The following is a 20515-nucleotide window of genomic DNA, read 5'->3' as shown; positions in this document are numbered from 1 at the left end:
GTATGAGTTCAATGCTGGAGCATTATGCATCATTTTCCTTTTGTTCACTACATTTATACGCTTTTAATGCCTGGATTATGGGTGCCGCTGGCGGTAGCGTAAAGCGTCCACCATTCATCGCGCGTCATCAGCTCGGCTTGCCGCTCGGCGTCCTGACAGGCCAGTATGCGTGCAGCATTGGTCGTGCCCAGCACTGGCTGGATGCGTGCAGGATGCTTCATTAGCCAGCCTAGCAGGATCGCTTCCTTGCTAGTTTCCTTAAGCCGTGCCAAATAGGCTATATATTGCGCGGCAAGCTGCTCTGCCTCAGTTGTATCGCTTGCCGCAGCTCCCGTGTAGCGGCCTTGTGCGAGCGGCCCCCAGGCTTGAGCTTGTATATTGTTCATTTGCATATAGGCCATTAATCCAGGGTCAAAGCTGACAGCGCTTCCTTCATTGCGGTTAATAAGCAGGCCTTGATCGATAAAATGACGATGAGCAAGACTCATATGGAGCTGATTGACGATGAAGGGCTCGCTTACTGCCGCTTGCAGCAATTGCAAATGAGCGCTATGCATATTGGAAACGCCAAAATGCCGAACCTTGCCGCTTGCTTTCAGCGTATGAATCGCTTCCGCAACTTCTTCCGGCTCCATTAATGGATCAGGGCGATGCAGCAGCAAAATATCAAGATAGTCGATGCCAAGCCGTTGTAGAATGCCGTCTACCGAGGCAACAATATGCTGCTTGGAAAAATTGTAGCGACCAGGCAGCTCCCCGTCCGCTAATTGAATGCCGCATTTGGACTGGATAATAAGCTGCTCGCGCAGTGAAGGACGGGCTGCAAGCAGCTCGCCGAACATCGCTTCAGCTTTGCCGCGCGTATAAATATCCGCATGATCAAAAAAATTGATGCCGATGGACAAAGCCGCATCGACAGCCTCTTCAAGCTGCTTCATATGAGCAGCAGTATAGGGCTCGGATGCATCCCATGAGCCGCCAAAGCCCATACAGCCAATAGCAAGGCGGCTGGCCGCTATGCCGTGGCTCTGTAAAGGTAAAGCCTTCATCAAATCACTCCCTTTTTTTGGTTTTCCAATTTAATTATAGCAAACCTGCTTAAAGGTGTTGTCAAAATTGCAAATAAACATTATGATAGCTTTAGGATTAATAATTTAAAGTATGGATTAATGTAAAAATTAATTCAATGAAAGGTTGGGTATGATGTCTACTAATAAACTAAGCATTAATGCAGATCAAACACTATCCGTTATTGACCGCCAAATTTATGGCCATTTTTCTGAGCATCTTGGTCGCTGTATCTATGAAGGAATTTGGGTGGGCGAGGACTCTCCGATTGAAAATACGAAAGGGATTCGCAATGATGTCATTAAAGCGCTTAAAGAGCTGAAAATTCCTGGCTTGCGCTGGCCTGGCGGCTGCTTTGCCGATGAATACCACTGGAAGGACGGAATTGGTCCAAAAGAGCAGCGTAAACGGATGATCAACACGCATTGGGGCGGCGTCGTTGAAAATAATCATTTTGGTACGCATGAATTTATGCTGCTGTGTGAGCTTTTGGAATGCGAGCCGATTATTTGCGGCAACGTAGGCAGCGGTACGGTGCAGGAGATGTCTGAATGGGTAGAGTATATGACCTTTGACGGCGTATCGCCTATGGCACAGCTTCGTGCTGATAATGGACAGGAGAAGCCGTGGAAGCTGAAATATTTCGGCGTTGGTAATGAAAACTGGGGCTGTGGCGGTAATATGCGCCCGGAATATTATGCCGATTTGTATCGCCGTTACGCTACATATGTGCGCAATTATGGCGACAATAAAGTGTTTAAAATCGCTTGCGGACCTAATAACGATGACTACCGTTGGACAGAGGTGCTGATGCGCGAAGCGGGACGCTTTATGGACGGGCTGTCCTTGCACTACTATACCGTACCGGATCAATGGCACCGCAAGGGCTCTGCTACAGGCTTCCCTGAGCATGAATGGATTGATACGCTTGTGAAAGCCCAGCATATGGATGAGCTGATTACGCGACATTCTGCCATTATGGATCAGTATGACCCGGATAAGCGCGTTGCATTGGTCGTGGATGAGTGGGGAACATGGTACGATGTAGAGCCTGGCACAAACCCTGGCTTCCTGTACCAGCAAAACTCGATTCGCGATGCGCTTGTTGCAGCGTTGACCTTTAATATTTTCCATGCTCATAGCGATCGTGTTCGTATGGCCAATATTGCACAGGTTATTAACGTGCTGCAATCGGTTATTTTGACAGAAGGCGATAAAATGATTTTGACGCCTACGTACCATGTTTTCAATATGTACAAGGTGCATCAGGATGCGCAGCTGCTGCAGCTTGATTTGCAATCCGAGGACTTCACAAGCAATGGCAAATCGATTAAAGCGGTTAGCGCAACAGCCTCCAAGGATGCTAATGGCACGATTCATATTAGCCTTGCACATATGAACCCAAGCCAAACAACAGAGCTGGAAATTGATTTGCGTGGACTTGCCAATGAGAAATTCAGCGTGCAAGCAACCGAGCTGACAGCTAATAAAATGGACGCGCATAATACGTTTGAAGCACCAGAGACTGTGAAGCCGCAAAGCTTTACTGCCTTCGAGGTCAATGGTCACAGCTTGAAGCTTACGCTTTCACCAGCTTCTGTAACGTCAATTAGCATTGCCTAAAGCGAAAGGTCAGGGGACAGCAGGATGAACGAAGAGAGCCGAAATCGCACCTGTCGTGGCTGTGGACCGCAGTATGAGGTTACCGAGGCGCAGATAGATCGCATATTGCAGGCTCCGATGTTTCAGGATGAGACTATTGTTGTGCCGGATCATATTTATGAGCAGCGACTGGCTGCCTGTCACGGCTGCGAGCATTTGCTGCAGGAGCAAACCTGCCAGCTATGCGGCTGCTACGTCCGGGTTTCAGCAAAATATCGCAGCAAAAGCTGTCCCAACGTCAAGCTGCGCGGCTGGGAAAGCTATGCAAACTAACCTTATACAAAGTTCATAATTAGTGATAAAATAATAGCTGCTAGCTTCATCAGATGATGAGGCTGGCGGCTTTTTGTTTCTGCTGTCATGTACATACATGCTCATCGTGTTGAATAGCTTTCCAGTATCGAGAAGATGGATAGGTGGAGAAATTGTCCTATATTGAGTTGACGCAAGTAAGCAAGCAGTATCGGCGGCGCGGGCAAGCTACGGAGGCGCTGCATTTAATTGATTTGAATATAGAAAAAGGAAAATTTGTCAGCATAATCGGCCCTAGCGGCTGCGGCAAGTCTTCGCTGCTGCGCATTATCGGTGGTTTAGTGAAGCAGGATTGCGGCGAGGTGCTCATTAATGGTCGCTCGCCGCTTGAAGCGCAAAAGCAGAAGCAGTTTGGCTTTGTACCGCAGTCGCCCGCGCTATTTCCATGGCGTACCGTGCTGCAAAACATGCAGCTGCCCTTTGAGGTCAACCGTCAGGCTGCTGAGCAGCCTCCACAGCGTGAAGAGCTGGTCAAGCTGCTGGAAATGGTCGGGCTGGGAGAATTTACAGACGCTTATGCCAAGGAGCTGTCTGGAGGGATGCAGCAGCGAGTAGGCATTGCTCGCGCCTTCGGATCAGGCGCGCCTATTTTGCTGATGGATGAGCCTTTTTCTGCCCTGGATGAAATCACGCGCGAAAAAATGAGCTATTTGCTGCTAAATATATGGGAATCGTATCAGAAAACGGTTGTTTTTGTGACCCACAACATCCGCGAAGCGGTGCTGCTATCGGATGAGGTTATCATAATGAGTCCGCGTCCCGGGCGTATAAAGGCTCGAATAGGCATTGAGTTGCCTAGACCGCGCAGTGCGGAGCTGGAGGAAAGCGAGCAGTTCCAGCAGTATATGGCGGATATTCGCGCTTATTTGCGTCAGGATTGGCAAGTATAGACATAAAAAAGACGGAATTGGAACAGGAGAGAGGGAAAGGTGCACAACGATGACCATGAATCAAAGCGGCATCAGCCAGCGAAAGCTAAGCTGAGCAAACGATTGAAGCGCTTGTATGTCAAATCCTCGTTTTGGCCGCCGCTTGCCGCATTTGCCGGATTATTCATTGTTTGGGAGCTGGCAACGAAACTATTTGCCATTAATCCGATTACGCTGCCATCTGCGTCGGCGATCGCGATCGAGTTTTTTCAATCATTTACGTTTTATTTATCGCATGCCTGGGTTACGTTTTATGAAGCTGTGCTCGGCTTTTTGTTAGGCTTGAGCGTTGCTTTCGTAATGGGAATTGTAATGGCTCATTCCTCTGTGCTGGAGCGTACGCTGCTGCCGCTTGCTGTGCTTGCGAATGTAACGCCAATTATGGCAGTTGCACCGCTGTTTATTTTATGGTTTGGCTTCGGTACTCTGCCCAAAGTGCTAATTGCGGCGATTATTACATTTTTTCCGATGCTCATTAATTCCATTATGGGCTTTCGCTCGATTGATGAAAATCATTACGAATATATGCGCTCGCTGCACGCCAGCAAGGCAGAAATTTTTATGAAGCTGAGGTTGCCCAACAGCCTGCCGTATCTGTTCAGCGCAGCGAAAACATGCGTCAGCCTTAGCGTCATGGGGGCGGTCGTTGGCGAATGGAGCGGCTCGAGCGAGGGCTTGGGCAATGTCATTATGATGTCCGGCAATTACATGCAGACTACCCGCATGTTTGCCGCTATATTTATGCTGGCATTTATGGGGATTGTGCTAACCAATGTCGTGCGCTATATTGAACGTAAAGTATTGGATTGGCATGTATCAGCTAACAGCTGGAACTAACAACACAGCTTGCAAGAAAGCAGTTGATCTGAAAGCTGTACTTTGAAGCTGTACGAAGGAAAGGAAGAGCAGGATGAAGAAATGGTTATGGCTTAGCTTGCTGCTGGTGCTGTGCGCATGCAGCAATCAATCAGCCACCTCTAACAACAATATGCCTGTGGAGGCTGAACCGGCCCCAGAGCTGGGCAGCGAGGAGCGCAAGGCGCTCAACGCCGCTGCAGGAGAAATTACATATATGACGGGCTTTTACTATGCGGCTTCGCCGCCAGATATTCAAGCCGTATTAGCCGATGAGCTGGGCTATTTTGAGAAGCTTGGGCTTAATGTGAAGATTGTGCCAGGGCTTGATGCGGAGGGCATGAAGTTTCTTGCAGCCAATCAAGCGCAGTTCGCCAGCTCCGGCACACCTAGTCAAGTAATCCAGTCTGTTGCACAGGGAGCGGATATTCGTGGCATTGCCACATTTGGCTCAGTTGGAACGAGCGCGCTGCTTGTGATGGAGGATTCAACCATTTACGCCCCTGAGGATTTGAAGGGCAAAAGGGTTGGCTATCACGGAGCGCTGCCCGCCAATTTGATCGCGATGCTGCAATACAATGGCATGTCGCTTGCCGATATAAAGGGAGTAACGATTGGCTATGATGTAACGGTGCTGTCCTCTGGCAAGGTGGATGCGTTAACGGTATATAAGTCCAACGAGCCTTATCAGCTGGAGAAGCTGGGGGCCAAGGTTCGCCTGATCGATCCTGGTCATTTTGGCGCGGAAACGTCATTTGGCGTGCTGGCGGTTAATCAGAAATGGGCCGAGCAGCATCCTGCAACGGTAGAGGACTTTTTGCGGGCGCTGCTGAAGGCGCATGAGTTTGCAGCAGCCAAGCCGGAAGAAGCAATTGAGCTGCTGGCAGCGCGCTCCGAAACTGTCTATGATGTGGAAGCAGAGCTTAATCGCTGGCAGGTTGAGCTGGAGCTGATCACAGAATCGCGTGATCCAAGCACGGGCATTGGCTGGCAAACATCGGAGCAGTGGGAGAGAGAAAGCAAGATGCTGTTCGACGCCAAAGTAATTGAGCAGCCATTGCAGGCAGATCAGCTCATAAACAATGCATTTTTGCAAGCAATCTATGATGGTACGAATTTAATATGGGTGGATGAATCATAGGCTGAGAAAAACAGCCAGTAAAAGCGTAAGAAGGACTGATGAGCACACGGGCAGCATAAGCTGAGCTGCGTGGCTTATCAGTCCTTTTTGTTACAAAATATAGCTTGGCTTAAGCACAGTAAATGCTAGGCTTCAACTGGCCGATTGGATGATCGAATAATTTGCTGATTTTCCCAAAGCAGCTTGCGCAAATTGGATTTTGAACCTTGAATAATAAAATGAGGAATTTGATTGCTCTTGGCAATTTCAATGCCTTCCCATGTCGCGCGATGCGAGGTGGAGGTTAAAATCATAAACAGCGCTTGCGAGCGGCCCAGTTCTGCTGCAATACGCTCTGGATGCTCGCCTCCGTCATGTACCAGCTCGGCGCCAGTTTCCTTAACGACGGATTCAAACCATTTACGCTGTCCGCCAATAATTGTAATTTTGCAGTCCTGCAAATAGGGTTCAGCTTTACGGCGCTGCACGAGCTTGCTGCGCTGCTGCTCGTTCTTTTTGCGCGCAGGATGCGATTCAATCATCTCGCCATGCAGACGGTACAGCTTCGTTAGTCTGGCAATATGCCCATCCTCCGCCACGTTGAAGGTGCACGGATCGCCATGTCCCGGCTTTTGAATTTCGATATCCTTGTAGTGGATAGGGAAGCGGTTTGAATCATCATTCAAATCTATGCAATACCATTTTTGGTCCTCGTCAAAATGAACAAAGCCGTCATAGGTGTTGATTGGTGAATAGCTGTCATCACCTTGGAACAGCAGCTCTATCGTATAGTGATTGGCGCGCCCTGGATGTGCGGTAGGCGTACAAAGCACCTCGGCTTCATGCTGCAGCTCCAGCTGCTGGACAAGCGATTCGGTAATATTGAATATTTCTCCACTGTCCAGCTCTATGTATCCTCCATGATCTCGTCTGTAAAATGTGCCATAGCGTTGATTGTCTTGTGTTTTCTCATGCTTGCTTGAAGCTGCTTTAAGCTCTTCCGGTGTAAACAGCTGCTCAGCGGCGATCGGCTTGTCTTGCTCCAGCTTTTCCTGCTCTTTGCTATCCATATGCTGCTCGAGCTGGAATTTATCAATCGCATCAATAACTTTCAGTGCATTAACCATTTGTTGGCGATAGTGCTGACGCTGCTCATAGCTGGAGGCAGTTTCCTTCATCAGTCGCAGCAGCTCACGATTGTACTGTTCCAGTTCAAGATGCATGTGCTCCGACAGCTCAACAAGCTGCTTGTCAAGCGGCTGCTTGCTGTTCAACAGGCTGTTTAGCTCTTCCTGCCGCTGCTGGGCGATTTGCTGCCAGTTGTTCGTTTGCCGTTTGCTATCCTCCAGCTCGCGCTGAATTTGCTCCAGCTGATTGGACAGCTTGCGCATCTCGTCTAAATTGGCTCTGTTTTGTCCCAGCAGGCCAGTACGTTCATTGAGCCAGCGCTCCTCGTCTTCCTTGCGCCGCTGGTTCGCTTCTTGCTGCGTTCGATTGAGATTGACAATCTTCAATTCATACATCGCAATCTGCTCCTTTAACAGACTAGCTTGCTGCTGAAGCTTCTCCTGTTCCTGCTGAAGCTGACGAATCATTTTATCCTTTTGCACGCTTGCCAGCTCTAATTGCTGCCGAGTTGCTGTTTCTTTGCTAATCTTATCTTCTAAAATTGCAATTTTCTTCTCTATCCTGAGCTGCTCTTGCTTGCTGTCGTTCTGCCTGCTGTCAACAAGGAGTTCGCTTGCTGCAGCCGTTTCACGCTGGCTTATCGTCTGTTCCTGCTGGCTAGCCTGATCGGCTAGCTGCGCTTCCAATTTCGAGCGTATCGTTTGATACATGTCCTCTTGCTCTTGACGATCGGGATGGAAATATAGCGTCCAGTATACGCTCCAATAGCCAAATTCCTCTACAAGCTGTGGCAATTGTTTGTTAATCATTGTTAATGAAGGTGCTTCTACTATGGTGCGGTCTATTAAAAAAAACAGCAGTTGCTTTTTAAGCTTGCGGTCAGTAGCTATTTTTTTTAGCATCAGATTAAGCTTTTTATAAAACAGCAGATCCGGCCACTGCTTCAAATCTTTTCTTGTAAATGGTAATTTTAATGTTATTGCGAGCATTAATTTATCATAATTGGAAAGCGTTTTAACATACTGTAAAAAATGGTTGAGCGGAAAGGCTTGATGCACATGGAGCTCCAGGCTTTCGCGGTAATTAGTGCGATGATTGTCTGTCATCGGTTTTTCGAAGCCCGCTCCTGCAATCGATTTTAACTTCAAAGTATCACCCCTTAAATGAGCGGAATTATTTATTATTGTACATAAAATTTATTCGACGTTAAGGTAATTGATTCCTGTAGGTAAATAGCCTTAAAATCACAAGCATGCCCTTGTAAGATTGACGGTGAATCTGTCGAGCTTGCGCATAACTGCTCGAAAATATAGGTGAACAGGAAGAAGGAGACTACTGCCTCAAGCGAAGTTTTGGCAGTAGAGTTAGTGGAAAGCCAAGGCATCCGTGGGAATGCGGGATGCCTTGGCTGAGGCTTGCGGGATGCTCTTGCAGGACTTTTTGAAGATCCTCTATAAATGAGTGTTCAAAAAGCTCGGCTTTCAGGACCAAGAAGCTTGGACGCTAGTAGAAAATGAGGAGCGCAGCGTAGGCAAAAGCTACGTGAGCACCGGAATTTTCGCTAGCGTTCAAGCTTCGCCGTCGACTACGCTACAGAGAAGTAGCATCGTCATCAAAGTTGTGCTTTTTGAACTTCTTCTAAAAGTTAAAGTTGTCTGGGTCTGAGCCGAAACGTTGATTACGGTTTAACGCGGAAATTTGCTTCATTTCCTCTGCACTCAGCTCAAAATCGAAAATTTGGCTGTTTTCAATAAGGCGAGAGGAGGTCGTTGTTTTTGGAATCGTAATGACGCCGTTTTGAATATCCCAGCGCAAAACAACCTGTGCTGGTGATTTTCCATGCTTCTCGGCGATTTCCTTAAGCACCAGCAGATCAAGGTTGCCCTGCATTAACGGGCTCCAGGCTGTCATGCGAATGCCTTTTTGCTCGCAGTAAGCGCGAAGCGGCTCCTGCGTAAGCAGCGGATGGTATTCTACCTGATTGACAGCAGGCGTAAGGCTGCTGCTTGCTGCGATATCATCGAGATGGTGGGTTTGGAAGTTGCTGACGCCAATGGCGCGCACCTGGCCTTTGCTGTAAATTTCCTCAAGCGCTCTCCATGTATCCACATATTTGCCTTTAACCGGCCAGTGGATGAGCAGCAAATCTACAACGTCCATATCAAGCTTGCGGCGGCTTTCATCGAAGGCAGCCAGCGTCTGCTCATAGCCTTGGTTGCTGTTCCAAATTTTTGTTGTAACGAAAATGTCCTCGCGCTTTACGCCGCTTTGGGCAATGCCGCGTCCAACACCTTCTTCGTTGCCGTATGCGGCAGCGGTATCAATTGCGCGATAGCCTTTTTCAATTGCTTCTCTTACAATGCGTTCAGCCTCATCATCAGAAACCTTCCACACGCCCAGACCAAGCATAGGCATGGACACACCGTTATTCAATGTTACGAATTGCGTCATTTCAATTCCTCCTAGATTATCATTTTCCTCCAAGCTTATTAGAGGCACATTTGCAAAATAGCAAGCACATCTTCCTTGTGCAAACGCTTAAAGGAGCCGATCGGACCGTAGCGTACTGCTTCCTCAGCCATGCGCTCAAGCTGGCTGTCGTCGATATTGAACTCGGATAAAGTAGCCTCAGCACCAATCCGCGTAAAAAATTGCCGCGTTGCTTCGATTCCGGCAAGCGCCAGCTCATCTGTTGTTTTTCCCTCAGGCGAGATGCCCCATACTCTGGTCGCATACTGTGCGAAGCGATCAGGGCGTTCCTTGTACACATATTTCATCCAATTGGGAAATACGATGGACAAGCCAGCACCATGCGGAATATCGTAAATTGCGCTAATTTCATGCTCGATGCCGTGAGATGCCCAATCATTTTGCATGCCAAGCGAAATTTGTCCGCCGTTTAACGCCATTGTGCCGCACCACATCAAATTCGCACGTGCTGCCGCATGCTCGGGATTGTCCAAAGCAAGCTCGACATTTTCAATGACGGTTTGCAAAATCGACTCGCAGAAGCGCTCCTGCAGCGGTGTGTCCGGCGTTAAACTGAAATATTGCTCAAACACATGCGACATAATATCAACCGAGCCGTACACGGTTTGATTGGCAGGCACAGTATACGTTAGCGTTGGATCAAGAATAGAGAAGCGAGGGTAAACAAGCGGACTGCCTGAGCCGCGCTTAAGCTTTTGCTCCCAATGGCTGATTACCATCGACCCGTTCATTTCTGTACCTGTCGCTGCAAGCGTCAACACTGCTCCGAGCGGGACAGCAGCTTGAATATGTGCTTTATTCGTGAAGAAATCCCATACATCGCCTTCATACGGTACACCTGCTGCAATGGCCTTGGCTGCATCGATGACACTGCCGCCGCCGACAGCCAAAATAAAATCAAGCTTATGCTCGCGCACGAGTCTTATTCCTTCATATACGCTTGTCAGACGCGGATTTGGCTCTACGCCGCCAAGCTCTACATATCGGATATTGGCCTGCTGCAGCTGATTGACAACCGATTCGTACAAGCCGGAGCGTTTAATGCTGTTGCCGCCGTAAACCAGCAGTACATTTTTGCTGTATGTAGCCGTTATTGAACCAGTTTCGCTTGCTTTTCCTTCGCCAAAAATGATGCGGGTTGGATTGTGAAACGTAAAAGGTAAAATGGTAATCCCTCCTTTGGTTAATCTAAAAGTTAATGAATACGTGTTTATTTTACACCTCATTATTTTATTTCAAGAAAAATACGCTGTCAATGTTATGAAGTAGCTTGATAGATTAACTTTTGAGTTATACAATTAAGTAGATTTTGAGATAAAAGGAGAATCGCTATGGAAGTCTCGGTTAATCGGGATAATTTCGCCATTTTGGAGAGCTTTTCCTCGCCTACTAGAATAAGAATAATAGAATTGCTCAACGAGCAGCCGATGAATATACGCGCGCTTTCGGAGGCGCTGGACATAAAGCCGCCAATCGTCACCCGCCATATTCAAATGCTGGAGCAGGCAGGCATTGTGCGCAGCGAGCTCATTGCCGGCAAGCGCGGCCAGCAGAAGGTTTGCTATTTGCAATTGGAGCAAATGGTATTAAACTTCAGGAGCAAGCCTGAAGAACTGAAGCAGCCTGTGCAAAAATATGAGGTCATTGTACCTGTTGGCATGTATGCCGATTTTGAGGTCAAGCCAAGCTGCGGTCTCGCATCGGAGCAGAGTATGCTCGGTATGTGCGATGACCCGCGTTATTTTGCTGATCCTGTACATCGTGATGCTCGCATACTTTGGTTTGGCAGCGGCTATATTGAGTATCGCATTCCCAATTATATGCTGTACAATGAGCAGGCCAGCTCGCTTGAAATCGCACTGGAAATTTGCTCGGAAACACCGTGTGCGTCCTCGCATTTGCAGCCCTCGGACATTGTGTTCAGCTTCAACGATATTGATGTGGCGGTATGGACCTTCCCGGGCAAAATCGGCAAAGGAAAAGGCATTTATACGCCGTCCTGGTGGCATAAGGATATTCGGCACGGCGTGATGAAGCATATTCGCGTCAATGAGCAGGGCACATATATTGATGGGATCCATGCTTCAAATGTAACGATTGATCAGCTGGCTCTGGCAGCGGACGAGGAGATTGTGCTGCGGATTGGCAGCAGGCCGGATGCCAAGCGCTGCGGTGGTGTTACGCTGTTTGGCAGCGGCTTTGGCAATTATAATCAGGATATTCATTGTACACTTGTTTGCAAATAAGTGCTGCAATTTATAGGAAAGTTAATTTTTATATGAAACAAAAAATGGGATTTTCCAGAACGTAGTTCTTACTCACTTTCTGGAAAATCCCATGTTTATTTCCGTATATGTTCTTATAGTCTGCCTGGTCGCCATATATAACTCAACTTTAATTTATGAACACACATTTACTGCAAAGGTGATTTGTCCCACACGTAAATAGCTCGTTATTCATATTTATAACAGGTATCATTCAATTCATACAGGTTTATTGTATATAAGCCCTGCGAATGCAGCGGCATCAGAATTGAACGGGTGCATCGCATTACCCGCCTTTCCTCGACTAATGCTGAGAGTGCAATAGAAGTAAAGGAGAATGGTGTTTATGTCAAACGAAGAACAACATGTACTGAACTTGCAGGAAGCTGGTCCAACGGGCCCGACCGGTCCAACGGGTCCTACAGGACAAAGAGGCTTAAATGGGCAGAATGGAGCGACCGGTCCAACGGGTCCGGCAGGAAGCGGAGCGACGGGCCCGACAGGAACGCCGGGAACACCAGGCCCAACCGGCCCGCTAGGAGAAACGGGTCCGGCAGGAAGCGGAGCGACGGGCCCGACAGGAACGCCAGGAACACCAGGCCCAACCGGCCCGCCAGGAGAAACGGGTCCGGCAGGAAGCGGAGCGACCGGTCCAACAGGAGCACTGGGAACACCGGGCCCAACAGGCCCAACAGGGGCAATCGGTCCAACAGGTCCGCCAGGAGCGAATGTGGCGATTTTCTATGATGCTTCCGATAATTCACTGAATGGAACAGGAGAAGTATTTACGCAACAACTTAGCGGACTTACAGAATCGAACATGTATCAATTGTTTTTGAATTTCACATTTGTTTATGTTATAAGCAATAGTGAGAACTCCTATGGTTCTGCGACATTCAAGTTCACCTGGGGAGATGGAGAAGATGACAATACAACTTTAACGTACGGTTTAGTAGCGACGACTACTACCGACCCCTTCAGTTACCGATATTCCTTTGCCAAAACAATTACTGTCTCAAATAATCCTTATATAAGGCTGGAGGTAACGGATTATGATAATCTCACGCTTCCTTTAAAATTTAATGATATTGAACTAATGATCCTTCCAGTAACTCAAAGTGTATAGGTATATCAGTGCCCCTTAAAGTGCGTATCTTTAAATGGAGAAAGGAAGATTACTATTTTGGAAAGGAGTTAGGTGAGATGACAACAAAAAATGGAGATTTTCAAGCTCAGCAGGATGTTGGTCCGACAGGCCCAACCGGTCCAATGGGTCCTACAGGACAAAGTGGCTTAAATGGACAGAATGGTTTTAACGGAGCGACCGGTCCAACGGGTCCGGCAGGAAGCGGAGCGACGGGACCGACAGGAGCGCCAGGAACACCCGGCCCAACCGGCCCGCCAGGAGCAACGGGTCCGGCAGGAAGCGGTCCGACAGGTCCGACAGGAGCTTCTGGCCTAACGGGCCCAACTGGTCCAGCAGGAGCAACCGGTCCAGCAGTGAGCGGTCCGACAGGTCCGACAGGCCCAACAGGAATACCGGGCCCAACGGGCCCAGCAGGAGCAACTGGTCCTCAAGGTGCGGGAGGAGCAGGCAAGGCCATTTACTATGCTATTCCCGATCAAACCTTCAATGCTTTCACTGGAGAAGTGTTCACTCAACAATTCAACGGACTTACAGAGAATCAACGGTATCAATTGGTTTTACACTTCTCATTCTTATTCGCTGTATTTGGTCCTACTACTGGTTGGATAACATTCCAAATCTACTGGGGAGATCAATTTTGGGATAATCACAATACATCTCTAACATATGGATTTGTATTTGAGGGGAATCTTAGTGACACTTACACTATCCCTTTCTCTTTTTCAGATGAATTTTTAGCCTTTGATTTTTCTTATGTGACTGTGAATTTAGTGGCTGCTGGTCCAGAATATCCTTTTTACTTTAACAACATCGAACTGATGCTCATCCCGATAGGTCAAGGTATGTAGCTCATTAAAGTATGCAGTATATAGTTTCTAGTAATAGCTATCTTTTCGTGCAACCCATCAGAAAGTGTATTTTCCCATTTTGTCAAAATTAAACCAAGATAAGAAAGGGAAGATCACTATTGTGGAAAGGAGTTAGATGGAGATGGCAACAGAAAATAGAAATTTGCAAGCTCAACAGGATGTTGGTCCAACGGGTCCGACGGGTCCGACCGGTCCTACAGGACAAAGAGGCTTGAATGGCCAGAATGGCTTTAACGGAGCAACAGGTCCGGCAGGAAGCGGAACGACTGGTCCAACAGGAGCGCCAGGAATACCAGGTCTAACAGGACCGGCAGGAGTAACAGGTCCGACAGGAAGCGGAACGATCGGCCCAACAGGTGTGCCGGGAACACAAGGCCCAACGGGTCCAGCAGGAATAACTGGTCCAGCAGGAAGCGGAACGACCGGTCCGACAGGAGCGCTAGGAACACCGGGCTCAACGGGACCGGCAGGAGCAAGCGGTCCAGCAGGTCCTCAAGGAGAGATAGGAGCAACTGGAGGGTTCATTGTCTATACTATTTCTGATAAAACAGTGAATGCTCAAGGTGAAATATTCAGTCAACAATTTAACGGGCTTAAGTCAGGGGAAATGTATCAATGGGTTTTACGTTTATCATTGGGCTATGTTAAGGACAGTGATAGTAATAGCGGAGCTGGTGCTGTAGTATTAAAGGTCATATGGGGGGATGGAGATCAAGACAATTCAACTTTTAAGTATAATGTTACATGGAATAGTGCTAACACCCTCTATTTACCTTACTCATTTGCCAAAACATTTCAAGCCTCGAACAATTCTTATATGAGACTGGATTTAGTGGATGTTAACAATATTTCGTGGTCGTTTACTTTTAAGGACATTGAACTGTTGGTCGTCCCAGTTACTCTAGGTTCATAAATCTATTAAAGTACGTTTTCCTAAAGCAAAAGTTGGGCGAGATGTCTCGCCCAACTTTATTGAAGCCTGTTTTTGCGGTAAAGTGTGCCGCTGGCTTTACTTTATTCGCTTGGCAGTGTTGCGGCGTAATATTCGATGAATTGCAATGCTTTATCGTAGTTAGGCGCGTCCGCTCGGATGCCGACCAGCAGTTTAGTATGTGCCATCGGCATATCTTCAGCAAGCTTGCTTTCTGTTAGGTCGAGCATATAGACATGCTCTTCGCCCAGCTGCTGCTGGCTGTCCAGTACGGCTCCTTTAACGACGTATTTGCTGTCCATTAGATGTGACAGCGATTTCACTTCATCAAGCTTTACATATAGTCCTTGCTGCAATGTCCAGTCCTTCATTGGCTCATCTGCAATGTAGATGTCTGGTGTTTCAGTCATCAGCATGACCATCGCTTTTTGCAAGTAAGCATATTGCATGGATGGATCCTCTGGGACGTAGATCAGGTCAGTTTTGAAGCGTTGGTACTCTGGAAAATCCGTAAGAAATTTTTGATTCGTTGTTTCATAGGAGCTGTCCTCGGTTGTGTCGTAATAATTGCCGATAAAGGATACTGCAACGTCAACCGGAGGCAGACTGGCCAGGTAGCGTTTTTCTTCTTGTCTGTCAAGAAAGGCGATGACGCCATAGATAAGGGCGATTACAAGTCCGATTGCTACAAAGGTGTGCACTTTGTAGTAGCGCCAGAAGTGGTCGATTTTTTTGGCTTGACCAGCCATTTTTTTGTATTTTCCATACTCTTCCTGCTCGAAAGCCTCCGTATATTTCTTCGTTTCATAATCGAGTATTGCGCGATAAGCTTCTGTTATTTTGTCAAAATCAAACTTATCATCTGCTTCAGGCGTTTGTCCTTGTGCTTCCAGCTTTGCGCGGGCTTTATGCTTGCGCAGCGCCTGTCCGTATCGCTGCTCAACAAGATCCTTGCTGGCAAATGGTTCAAGCCCCAGCTCCTCGTAGGCTTTTTTAATGTCTTCCATTATGTCACCCCTACATTGATTTACATTGCTTTTTTATTCTATTTTAAATAGTATACGACATTTTGCAGACAGTTGGATGTATTATTTGAAGAAATGATGTCGCTTTTCGCAGTTTGCTGTTGCAAAACGAAATGTTTCATATACTATTATTGTACGACTAGCCGTTTTTTTGGTTGCATAAATTTGGACAGTGGTACCAACTGTTTCGTTAAGGAAGGAATGAATGTTATTGCTGTTTGACCCTGTAATATTTGAAAACTTGAAGGTGGCGCTGGAGAATCAGCTTTATGATCTTGACAATCTGGATAATCGAATCGCGATTATTGACCGCAAGGATACGCTTGATATGGCTGTAATGTCCAGAACATGGTCGCTTGGATTTACATTTCCACAGCTGGTTTCTGATCCGTCGTTTAAAGCTGAGATCGTGCTGTCCAGCTCGATACAGGATTTGGCAGATGAAATTTTACAGCGCAAGGGAGCGGCGCCAGCATGCTCGCTGCTGCTTAGATTTACTTGCCAAATAGAACAGCCAGCCGTTGCTTGTCCGCAAATTGAACAGATTATTGCTTCAATTTGGCAGCGGGAGCTGCAGCCCAAGCAGCTGTTGACCGCAAGCTATGATGCCGATACACGAGCTGCTCAGGATAGCGGGCTATGGATACCATTATATTATGAAAATGTAATCGAGCTTCCATTCAATCGCCGCATTAACGAGGAGCAGATGGAGGATCTCGAGGAGCTGATTGAGCATGTCATGATGACGCTTGATGCGCTGCATGAGCTGTGTTATAGTAGCAAATGACAATTGAACAAGAAAATCTGAGCAGCATCAAAGCAAGATCAGCTTGCTATGGTCTCAGGAGAGGTTCGCGAACTCCCTCTATAAAAAACTAAACCAAACGATTCTCTTTTTGGAGCATCGTTGTTTTGTGTTCGGCGTGTATTGCTTATGCAATGCTCGCCGTTTTTATTTGAATGAAAGAGAACTTTCACTGAAATTGGGGCGTGCGTTGCTCGGATTTGTTTTCGATTGATCTTATTGACAAGAAGGTCAGGAGGAAGAACGATGCGACATCAGGAAAAAGCAGTAGTCGTATTTAGTGGCGGGCAGGACAGCACCACTTGCTTGTTCTGGGCGCTGCAGCGCTTTGCAGAGGTGGAGACCGTCACCTTTAATTATGGTCAGCGCCATGCGCTTGAGCTGGAATGCGCAGCGGCGATTGCCAAGGAGCTTGGCGTCAAGCAGCATGTTCTGGATATGGGACTGCTTAATCAGCTTGCGCCCAATGCGCTTACGCGATCAGACATTGAAATTGAGGCGAAGGATGGAGAGTTGCCGACTACATTTGTCGACGGGCGCAACCTGTTATTTTTATCGTTTGCCGCTATTTTAGCGAAAGGAATTGGCGCAAGGCATATCGTTACGGGAGTATGCGAGACCGATTTTAGCGGTTATCCCGATTGCCGCGATATATTTGTAAAGTCGCTCAATGTTACCCTTAATTTATCAATGGATTATGAATTTGTAATAGATACACCGTTAATGTGGCTTGATAAAGCCCAAACCTGGCAGCTGGCTGATGAGCTTGGCGCCTTTGAGTTTGTGCGTCATAAAACGCTGACCTGCTACAACGGCGTCATAGCAGATGGATGCGGCCATTGTCCTGCATGCGAGCTGCGCCATCGTGGTTTGCAGCAATACTTGGCAAGGCGGGTGGTATAGCATGCTGCAGCAAACTTATCCGCAGGTTTCGCATCCTTTTGCCTATGAGCTGAACAAAGATTTTCATTTTGCAGCCGCCCATTATGTGCCTTCGGAAAAAGCGGGAAAATGCCAGCGTGTGCACGGTCATACGTATTTCGCCAATATCACTATAGCAGGGGATCAGCTGGATGAAGCGGGATTTTTAGTGAACTTTTCTATTATAAAGCAGCTGATTCATGACAAGCTGGACCATACGTTGCTGAATGAGCATGGCGAGCTGTTCAGTGATGAAAGCTCAGCCCTGTTTCCAACGACCGAAGTAGTGGCGCGGGTCATTTATGAACTGATTGCTGCATATTTGCAAACGACGGAAAATAAGCCGCTGTGCTTGCAAGTCTTTTTACGAGAGACACCGACGAGCTACTGCATCTATCGTCCAGTTAAGCTGCTGCGTCAGCTGCAGGGAGGTAGCGTATTATGAGTATGGCTAACCTTGGCGGCAATACCGTTTTAGCAAATTCGGCAGTACGGCCAATTCCGGTGCTTGAAATATTTGGGCCGACAGTGCAAGGCGAGGGCATGCTGGCTGGCCGCAAGACGATGTTTGTCCGCACAGCCGGCTGCGATTATCGCTGCTCCTGGTGCGATTCGGCCTTTACATGGGACGGATCGGCCAAGGATGATATTCGCTTGATGTCAGCTGGCGAAATTATAGCGGCATTGGATCAGCTTGGCGGGAGCGGTTATGATCATGTCACGCTGTCAGGCGGCAATCCAGCGCTTCTGCCGCAGCTGCAGGCGCTAATCTCCCAGCTTCATGACGCTGGCAAAAAGGTTGCGCTGGAAACGCAGGGCAGCAGATGGCAGGATTGGTTTAAGCAAATAGATCATTTGACACTATCTCCGAAGCCGCCAAGCTCAGGCATGGAAACGGACTGGCAGCAGCTTGATGAGATAATCAACAGACTGCTGCAAAATAAATCGCAGTTTTGCCTTAAGGTCGTTGTGTTCGACGAGCAGGATTTATACTATGCAAAGCAAGTGCATGCCCGTTATCCGCAGGTTTTGTTTTACGTTCAACCTGGCAATGACCAGCTTGCCGAGCAGGAGCAAGAGCGGCTGCTGCCGCATTTGCTGGCTCGCTATCAATGGCTGATTGAGCAGGTCATGGCAGATAAAGAGCTGACGAGTGTATTTGTTTTGCCGCAGGTACACACCTGGGTATGGGGCAACAAAAAAGGCTTTTAGAGGTAGTTCAAAAAGCCGACTTTGATGACGATGATGGGCGTTGTAGTCGATTCGACGGCGAATCTTGAACGCTAGCGAAAACTGCGGTGCTCACGTAGCTCTGCTCTACGCTGCGCTCCTCGTTTTCTACTAGCGTCCAAGCTTCTTGGTCCTGAAAGCCGACTTTTTGAACTTCGATTGGAAGCGGATGTTTAAAAATTGGACTTTGATGACGATGCTGTGCGTTGAAGTTTATTCGACATCGAATCTTGAACGCTAGCGAAAACTGCGGTGCTCACGTAGGTTTATCTACGCTGCGCTCCTCATTTTCTACTAGCGTCCAAGCTTCTTGGTCCTGAACTCCGAACTTTTTAAACTTCGATTGGAAGAGTAGTTCAAAAAGCCGGACTTTGATGACGATGCGGTTGCGTTGTAGCGTAGTCGACGGCGAATCTTGAACGCTAGCGAAAGGTTATGCTTCCGATGTATGTTTCCGGCGGAAACATTGAAGGTGCTCACGTAGCGTGTGCCGTAGCTAGCGCTCCTCGCTTTCTACTAGCGTCCAAGCTTCTTGGTTTTACACTCAAAGCTACAGCGGAGGAGCAAAGCATCCGGAAAACGAAGTGGGTCGCCTTTAACATCGTAATGCAACCTTAAAAAATTTAAATAAAGAGCATTACGATTTAAAAAGCGACTGAAGGATGCTTTGCTCCGAAGCGCTGAATAGCCAAAGGCTAGAAGCTATGCCCAGAATGCATTTAAAAAAGCACCAGCGAAGGAGTAAAGCAATCCGAAAAACGAACGTGTGTCGCCTTTAAATCCTGATGCTACCACCACTAGATAAGAGCATCAGGATTTAAAAAGCGACTGGAGGATGCTTTACTCCGGAGCGTTGAAAGGAATGGATAATATGACTGAAGGAAGAAAGCAAGCTGATTTGCAAGGGATAACATTATTGGGCAATCAAGGGACGAGGTACCCGAGTGATTATGCGCCTGAGGTACTGGAGACGTTTGAGAACAAGCATCCTAATCGAGACTATTTTGTGAAGTTCAATTGTCCGGAGTTTACGAGTCTTTGCCCAATCACGGGACAGCCTGATTTTGCAACGATCTATATTTCATATATTCCAGACATTAAGATGGTTGAAAGCAAGTCGCTAAAGCTGTATTTGTTCAGCTTCCGTAATCATGGCGACTTTCATGAGGATTGTATGAATATTATAATGAATGATTTGATTGAGCTAATGAATCCGAGATATATTGAGGTTTGGGGAAAATTTACGCCGCGCGGTGGCATTTCCATTGATCCGTATACGAACTGGGGACGTCCCGCTACAAAGTATGAGCAAATGGCAGAGTACCGCTTATTGAATCACGATTTATACCCTGAAAAAATCGATAACCGCTAGCTTTTACATGTTTGTTGCACTAGTGCGAAGTTTATTAAAGGAGCCGAATATGTTAACCGCACGTTAGATCCAGTGAGGCGACCATCCAAAACGTAATAGCTAATTGTTAAGGAAACTGGATAACGTTATTGGTGACTAAATAAGTTTTTTTCGATTTTAATGAAACTATCATGCCTTATTCGCCTGCTTTTACCGTGAATGAGCTGGGATGTCCAGGCATAACGTTGTCCATATTCATTAGGTTTCTATCGCTGCCTACTTGTTCATATTAACGTTACCGAGATTCTTTAAAATCTTAATTATTCCTATTCGAGGCTTTTTCGCTATTACTTGCTCGATTTCTGCTGCTGAGAGCTGTCTGCATAGCGCATTGGATCTGCTTTATGG

17 protein-coding genes, 2 pseudogenes and 1 riboswitch are annotated in these 20515 nt (G+C 47.4%); of the genes and pseudogenes, 14 read left to right on the top strand and 5 right to left on the bottom strand.

Going from position 1 to position 20515, the window contains the following annotated elements; all coding sequences use genetic code 11:
* Positions 1 to 53: 53 nt before the first annotated feature.
* Complete coding sequence (locus tag KJS52_RS05425; RefSeq protein WP_213513651.1) at positions 54 to 1049, bottom strand: aldo/keto reductase; 996 nt, start codon at positions 1047 to 1049, stop codon at positions 54 to 56.
* A 154-nt stretch (positions 1050 to 1203) separates the two neighbouring features.
* Here KJS52_RS05425 and KJS52_RS05420 point away from each other — a divergent pair, with 154 nt between their 5' ends.
* The 5 genes from KJS52_RS05420 to KJS52_RS05400 all read left to right on the top strand — a co-directional run bounded on the left by KJS52_RS05420 (position 1204) and on the right by KJS52_RS05400 (position 5967).
* Positions 1204 to 2691 carry an alpha-N-arabinofuranosidase gene (locus tag KJS52_RS05420; protein ID WP_213513650.1) on the top strand — a complete coding sequence of 496 codons (1488 nt, stop codon included), beginning with the start codon at positions 1204 to 1206 and terminating at the stop codon, positions 2689 to 2691.
* 24 nt (positions 2692 to 2715) lie between these two features.
* Positions 2716 to 3003, top strand: a complete 288-nt coding sequence (locus KJS52_RS05415; protein WP_213513649.1) for a DUF6171 family protein — start codon at positions 2716 to 2718, stop codon at positions 3001 to 3003.
* Between the two features lie 143 nt (positions 3004 to 3146).
* Positions 3147 to 3932 carry an ABC transporter ATP-binding protein gene (locus KJS52_RS05410; protein ID WP_246563145.1) on the top strand — a complete coding sequence of 262 codons (786 nt, stop codon included), beginning with the start codon at positions 3147 to 3149 and terminating at the stop codon, positions 3930 to 3932.
* A 39-nt stretch (positions 3933 to 3971) separates the two neighbouring features.
* Positions 3972 to 4808 (top strand): ABC transporter permease, encoded by an 837-nt coding sequence (locus tag KJS52_RS05405; protein ID WP_213513648.1) that lies wholly within the window; start codon positions 3972 to 3974, stop codon positions 4806 to 4808.
* Between the two features lie 73 nt (positions 4809 to 4881).
* A complete protein-coding gene (locus KJS52_RS05400) occupies positions 4882 to 5967 on the top strand; it encodes an ABC transporter substrate-binding protein (protein ID WP_213513647.1) in 1086 nt (361 codons plus the stop codon).
* A gap of 125 nt (positions 5968 to 6092) precedes the next feature.
* Here the strand turns inward: KJS52_RS05400 and KJS52_RS05395 are convergent, their stop codons facing one another.
* The 3 genes from KJS52_RS05395 to KJS52_RS05385 all read right to left on the bottom strand — a co-directional run bounded on the left by KJS52_RS05395 (position 6093) and on the right by KJS52_RS05385 (position 10730).
* A complete protein-coding gene (locus tag KJS52_RS05395; protein WP_213513646.1) occupies positions 6093 to 8222 on the bottom strand; it encodes a coiled-coil domain-containing protein in 2130 nt (709 codons plus the stop codon).
* A gap of 490 nt (positions 8223 to 8712) precedes the next feature.
* Positions 8713 to 9525, bottom strand: coding sequence for an aldo/keto reductase (locus KJS52_RS05390; RefSeq protein WP_213513645.1), 813 nt, complete (start codon positions 9523 to 9525; stop codon positions 8713 to 8715).
* A gap of 38 nt (positions 9526 to 9563) precedes the next feature.
* Complete coding sequence (locus tag KJS52_RS05385; protein WP_213513834.1) at positions 9564 to 10730, bottom strand: iron-containing alcohol dehydrogenase; 1167 nt, start codon at positions 10728 to 10730, stop codon at positions 9564 to 9566.
* Between the two features lie 165 nt (positions 10731 to 10895).
* Here KJS52_RS05385 and KJS52_RS05380 point away from each other — a divergent pair, with 165 nt between their 5' ends.
* From KJS52_RS05380 to KJS52_RS27645, 4 genes and pseudogenes are all read left to right on the top strand, one after another.
* Positions 10896 to 11810: an ArsR/SmtB family transcription factor gene (locus tag KJS52_RS05380; RefSeq protein WP_213513644.1), complete on the top strand. Its 915-nt coding sequence runs from the start codon at positions 10896 to 10898 to the stop codon at positions 11808 to 11810.
* A 406-nt stretch (positions 11811 to 12216) separates the two neighbouring features.
* Positions 12217 to 12552 (top strand): annotated as a pseudogene (locus tag KJS52_RS27295) (hypothetical protein); the annotation flags it as partial.
* A 479-nt stretch (positions 12553 to 13031) separates the two neighbouring features.
* A pseudogene (locus KJS52_RS27965) lies at positions 13032 to 13418 on the top strand (hypothetical protein); the annotation flags it as partial.
* Positions 13419 to 13965: 547 nt separating this feature from the next.
* Positions 13966 to 14757 (top strand): collagen-like domain-containing protein, encoded by a 792-nt coding sequence (locus KJS52_RS27645; protein WP_213513642.1) that lies wholly within the window; start codon positions 13966 to 13968, stop codon positions 14755 to 14757.
* Between the two features lie 101 nt (positions 14758 to 14858).
* Here the strand turns inward: KJS52_RS27645 and KJS52_RS05360 are convergent, their stop codons facing one another.
* Entirely contained in the window at positions 14859 to 15782 is a 924-nt protein-coding gene (locus tag KJS52_RS05360) for a hypothetical protein (RefSeq protein ID WP_213513641.1), read from the bottom strand.
* 223 nt (positions 15783 to 16005) lie between these two features.
* On the opposite strand from KJS52_RS05360, the gene KJS52_RS05355 reads away from it, so the two are divergent.
* From KJS52_RS05355 to queF, 5 genes are all read left to right on the top strand, one after another.
* A complete protein-coding gene (locus tag KJS52_RS05355; protein WP_246563143.1) occupies positions 16006 to 16587 on the top strand; it encodes a hypothetical protein in 582 nt (193 codons plus the stop codon).
* 54 nt (positions 16588 to 16641) lie between these two features.
* Positions 16642 to 16685: riboswitch (PreQ1 riboswitch) on the top strand.
* Positions 16686 to 16851: 166 nt separating this feature from the next.
* The gene (queC, locus tag KJS52_RS05350; protein WP_213513640.1) at positions 16852 to 17508 is read left to right on the top strand and encodes a 7-cyano-7-deazaguanine synthase QueC; all 657 of its coding nucleotides are present in this window, start codon (positions 16852 to 16854) and stop codon (positions 17506 to 17508) included.
* 1 nt (position 17509) lies between these two features.
* Positions 17510 to 17971 (top strand): 6-carboxytetrahydropterin synthase QueD, encoded by a 462-nt coding sequence (gene queD / locus KJS52_RS05345; protein ID WP_213513639.1) that lies wholly within the window; start codon positions 17510 to 17512, stop codon positions 17969 to 17971.
* Positions 17968 to 18738 carry a 7-carboxy-7-deazaguanine synthase QueE gene (gene queE, locus KJS52_RS05340; RefSeq protein ID WP_246563141.1) on the top strand — a complete coding sequence of 257 codons (771 nt, stop codon included), beginning with the start codon at positions 17968 to 17970 and terminating at the stop codon, positions 18736 to 18738. The genes queD and queE overlap by 4 nt, the downstream gene beginning before the upstream one ends.
* An 889-nt stretch (positions 18739 to 19627) precedes the next feature.
* Positions 19628 to 20128, top strand: a complete 501-nt coding sequence (queF, locus tag KJS52_RS05335) for a preQ(1) synthase (protein ID WP_213513638.1) — start codon at positions 19628 to 19630, stop codon at positions 20126 to 20128.
* Positions 20129 to 20515: the final 387 nt, after the last annotated feature.

Origin of the sequence: Paenibacillus montaniterrae, assembly GCF_018403185.1 — a bacterium.
GTDB lineage: Bacteria > Bacillota > Bacilli > Paenibacillales > Paenibacillaceae > Pristimantibacillus > Pristimantibacillus montaniterrae.
Note: the sequence above shows the minus strand (reverse complement) of the source record. Positions and strands in the feature narration are given on the sequence as shown.

Coding starts and splice junctions, on each gene's coding strand:
- KJS52_RS05355 (WP_246563143.1), top strand. CDS start 16,006: ATGTTATTGCTGTTTGACCCTGTAATATTTGAAAACTTGAAGGTGGCG.
- KJS52_RS27645 (WP_213513642.1), top strand. CDS start 13,966: ATGGCAACAGAAAATAGAAATTTGCAAGCTCAACAGGATGTTGGTCCA.
- KJS52_RS05390 (WP_213513645.1), bottom strand. CDS start 9,525: ATGACGCAATTCGTAACATTGAATAACGGTGTGTCCATGCCTATGCTT.
- queF (WP_213513638.1), top strand. CDS start 19,628: ATGACTGAAGGAAGAAAGCAAGCTGATTTGCAAGGGATAACATTATTG.
- KJS52_RS05360 (WP_213513641.1), bottom strand. CDS start 15,782: ATGGAAGACATTAAAAAAGCCTACGAGGAGCTGGGGCTTGAACCATTT.
- KJS52_RS05420 (WP_213513650.1), top strand. CDS start 1,204: ATGTCTACTAATAAACTAAGCATTAATGCAGATCAAACACTATCCGTT.
- queC (WP_213513640.1), top strand. CDS start 16,852: ATGCGACATCAGGAAAAAGCAGTAGTCGTATTTAGTGGCGGGCAGGAC.
- queE (WP_246563141.1), top strand. CDS start 17,968: ATGAGTATGGCTAACCTTGGCGGCAATACCGTTTTAGCAAATTCGGCA.
- queD (WP_213513639.1), top strand. CDS start 17,510: ATGCTGCAGCAAACTTATCCGCAGGTTTCGCATCCTTTTGCCTATGAG.
- KJS52_RS05400 (WP_213513647.1), top strand. CDS start 4,882: ATGAAGAAATGGTTATGGCTTAGCTTGCTGCTGGTGCTGTGCGCATGC.
- KJS52_RS05415 (WP_213513649.1), top strand. CDS start 2,716: ATGAACGAAGAGAGCCGAAATCGCACCTGTCGTGGCTGTGGACCGCAG.
- KJS52_RS05380 (WP_213513644.1), top strand. CDS start 10,896: ATGGAAGTCTCGGTTAATCGGGATAATTTCGCCATTTTGGAGAGCTTT.
- KJS52_RS05425 (WP_213513651.1), bottom strand. CDS start 1,049: ATGAAGGCTTTACCTTTACAGAGCCACGGCATAGCGGCCAGCCGCCTT.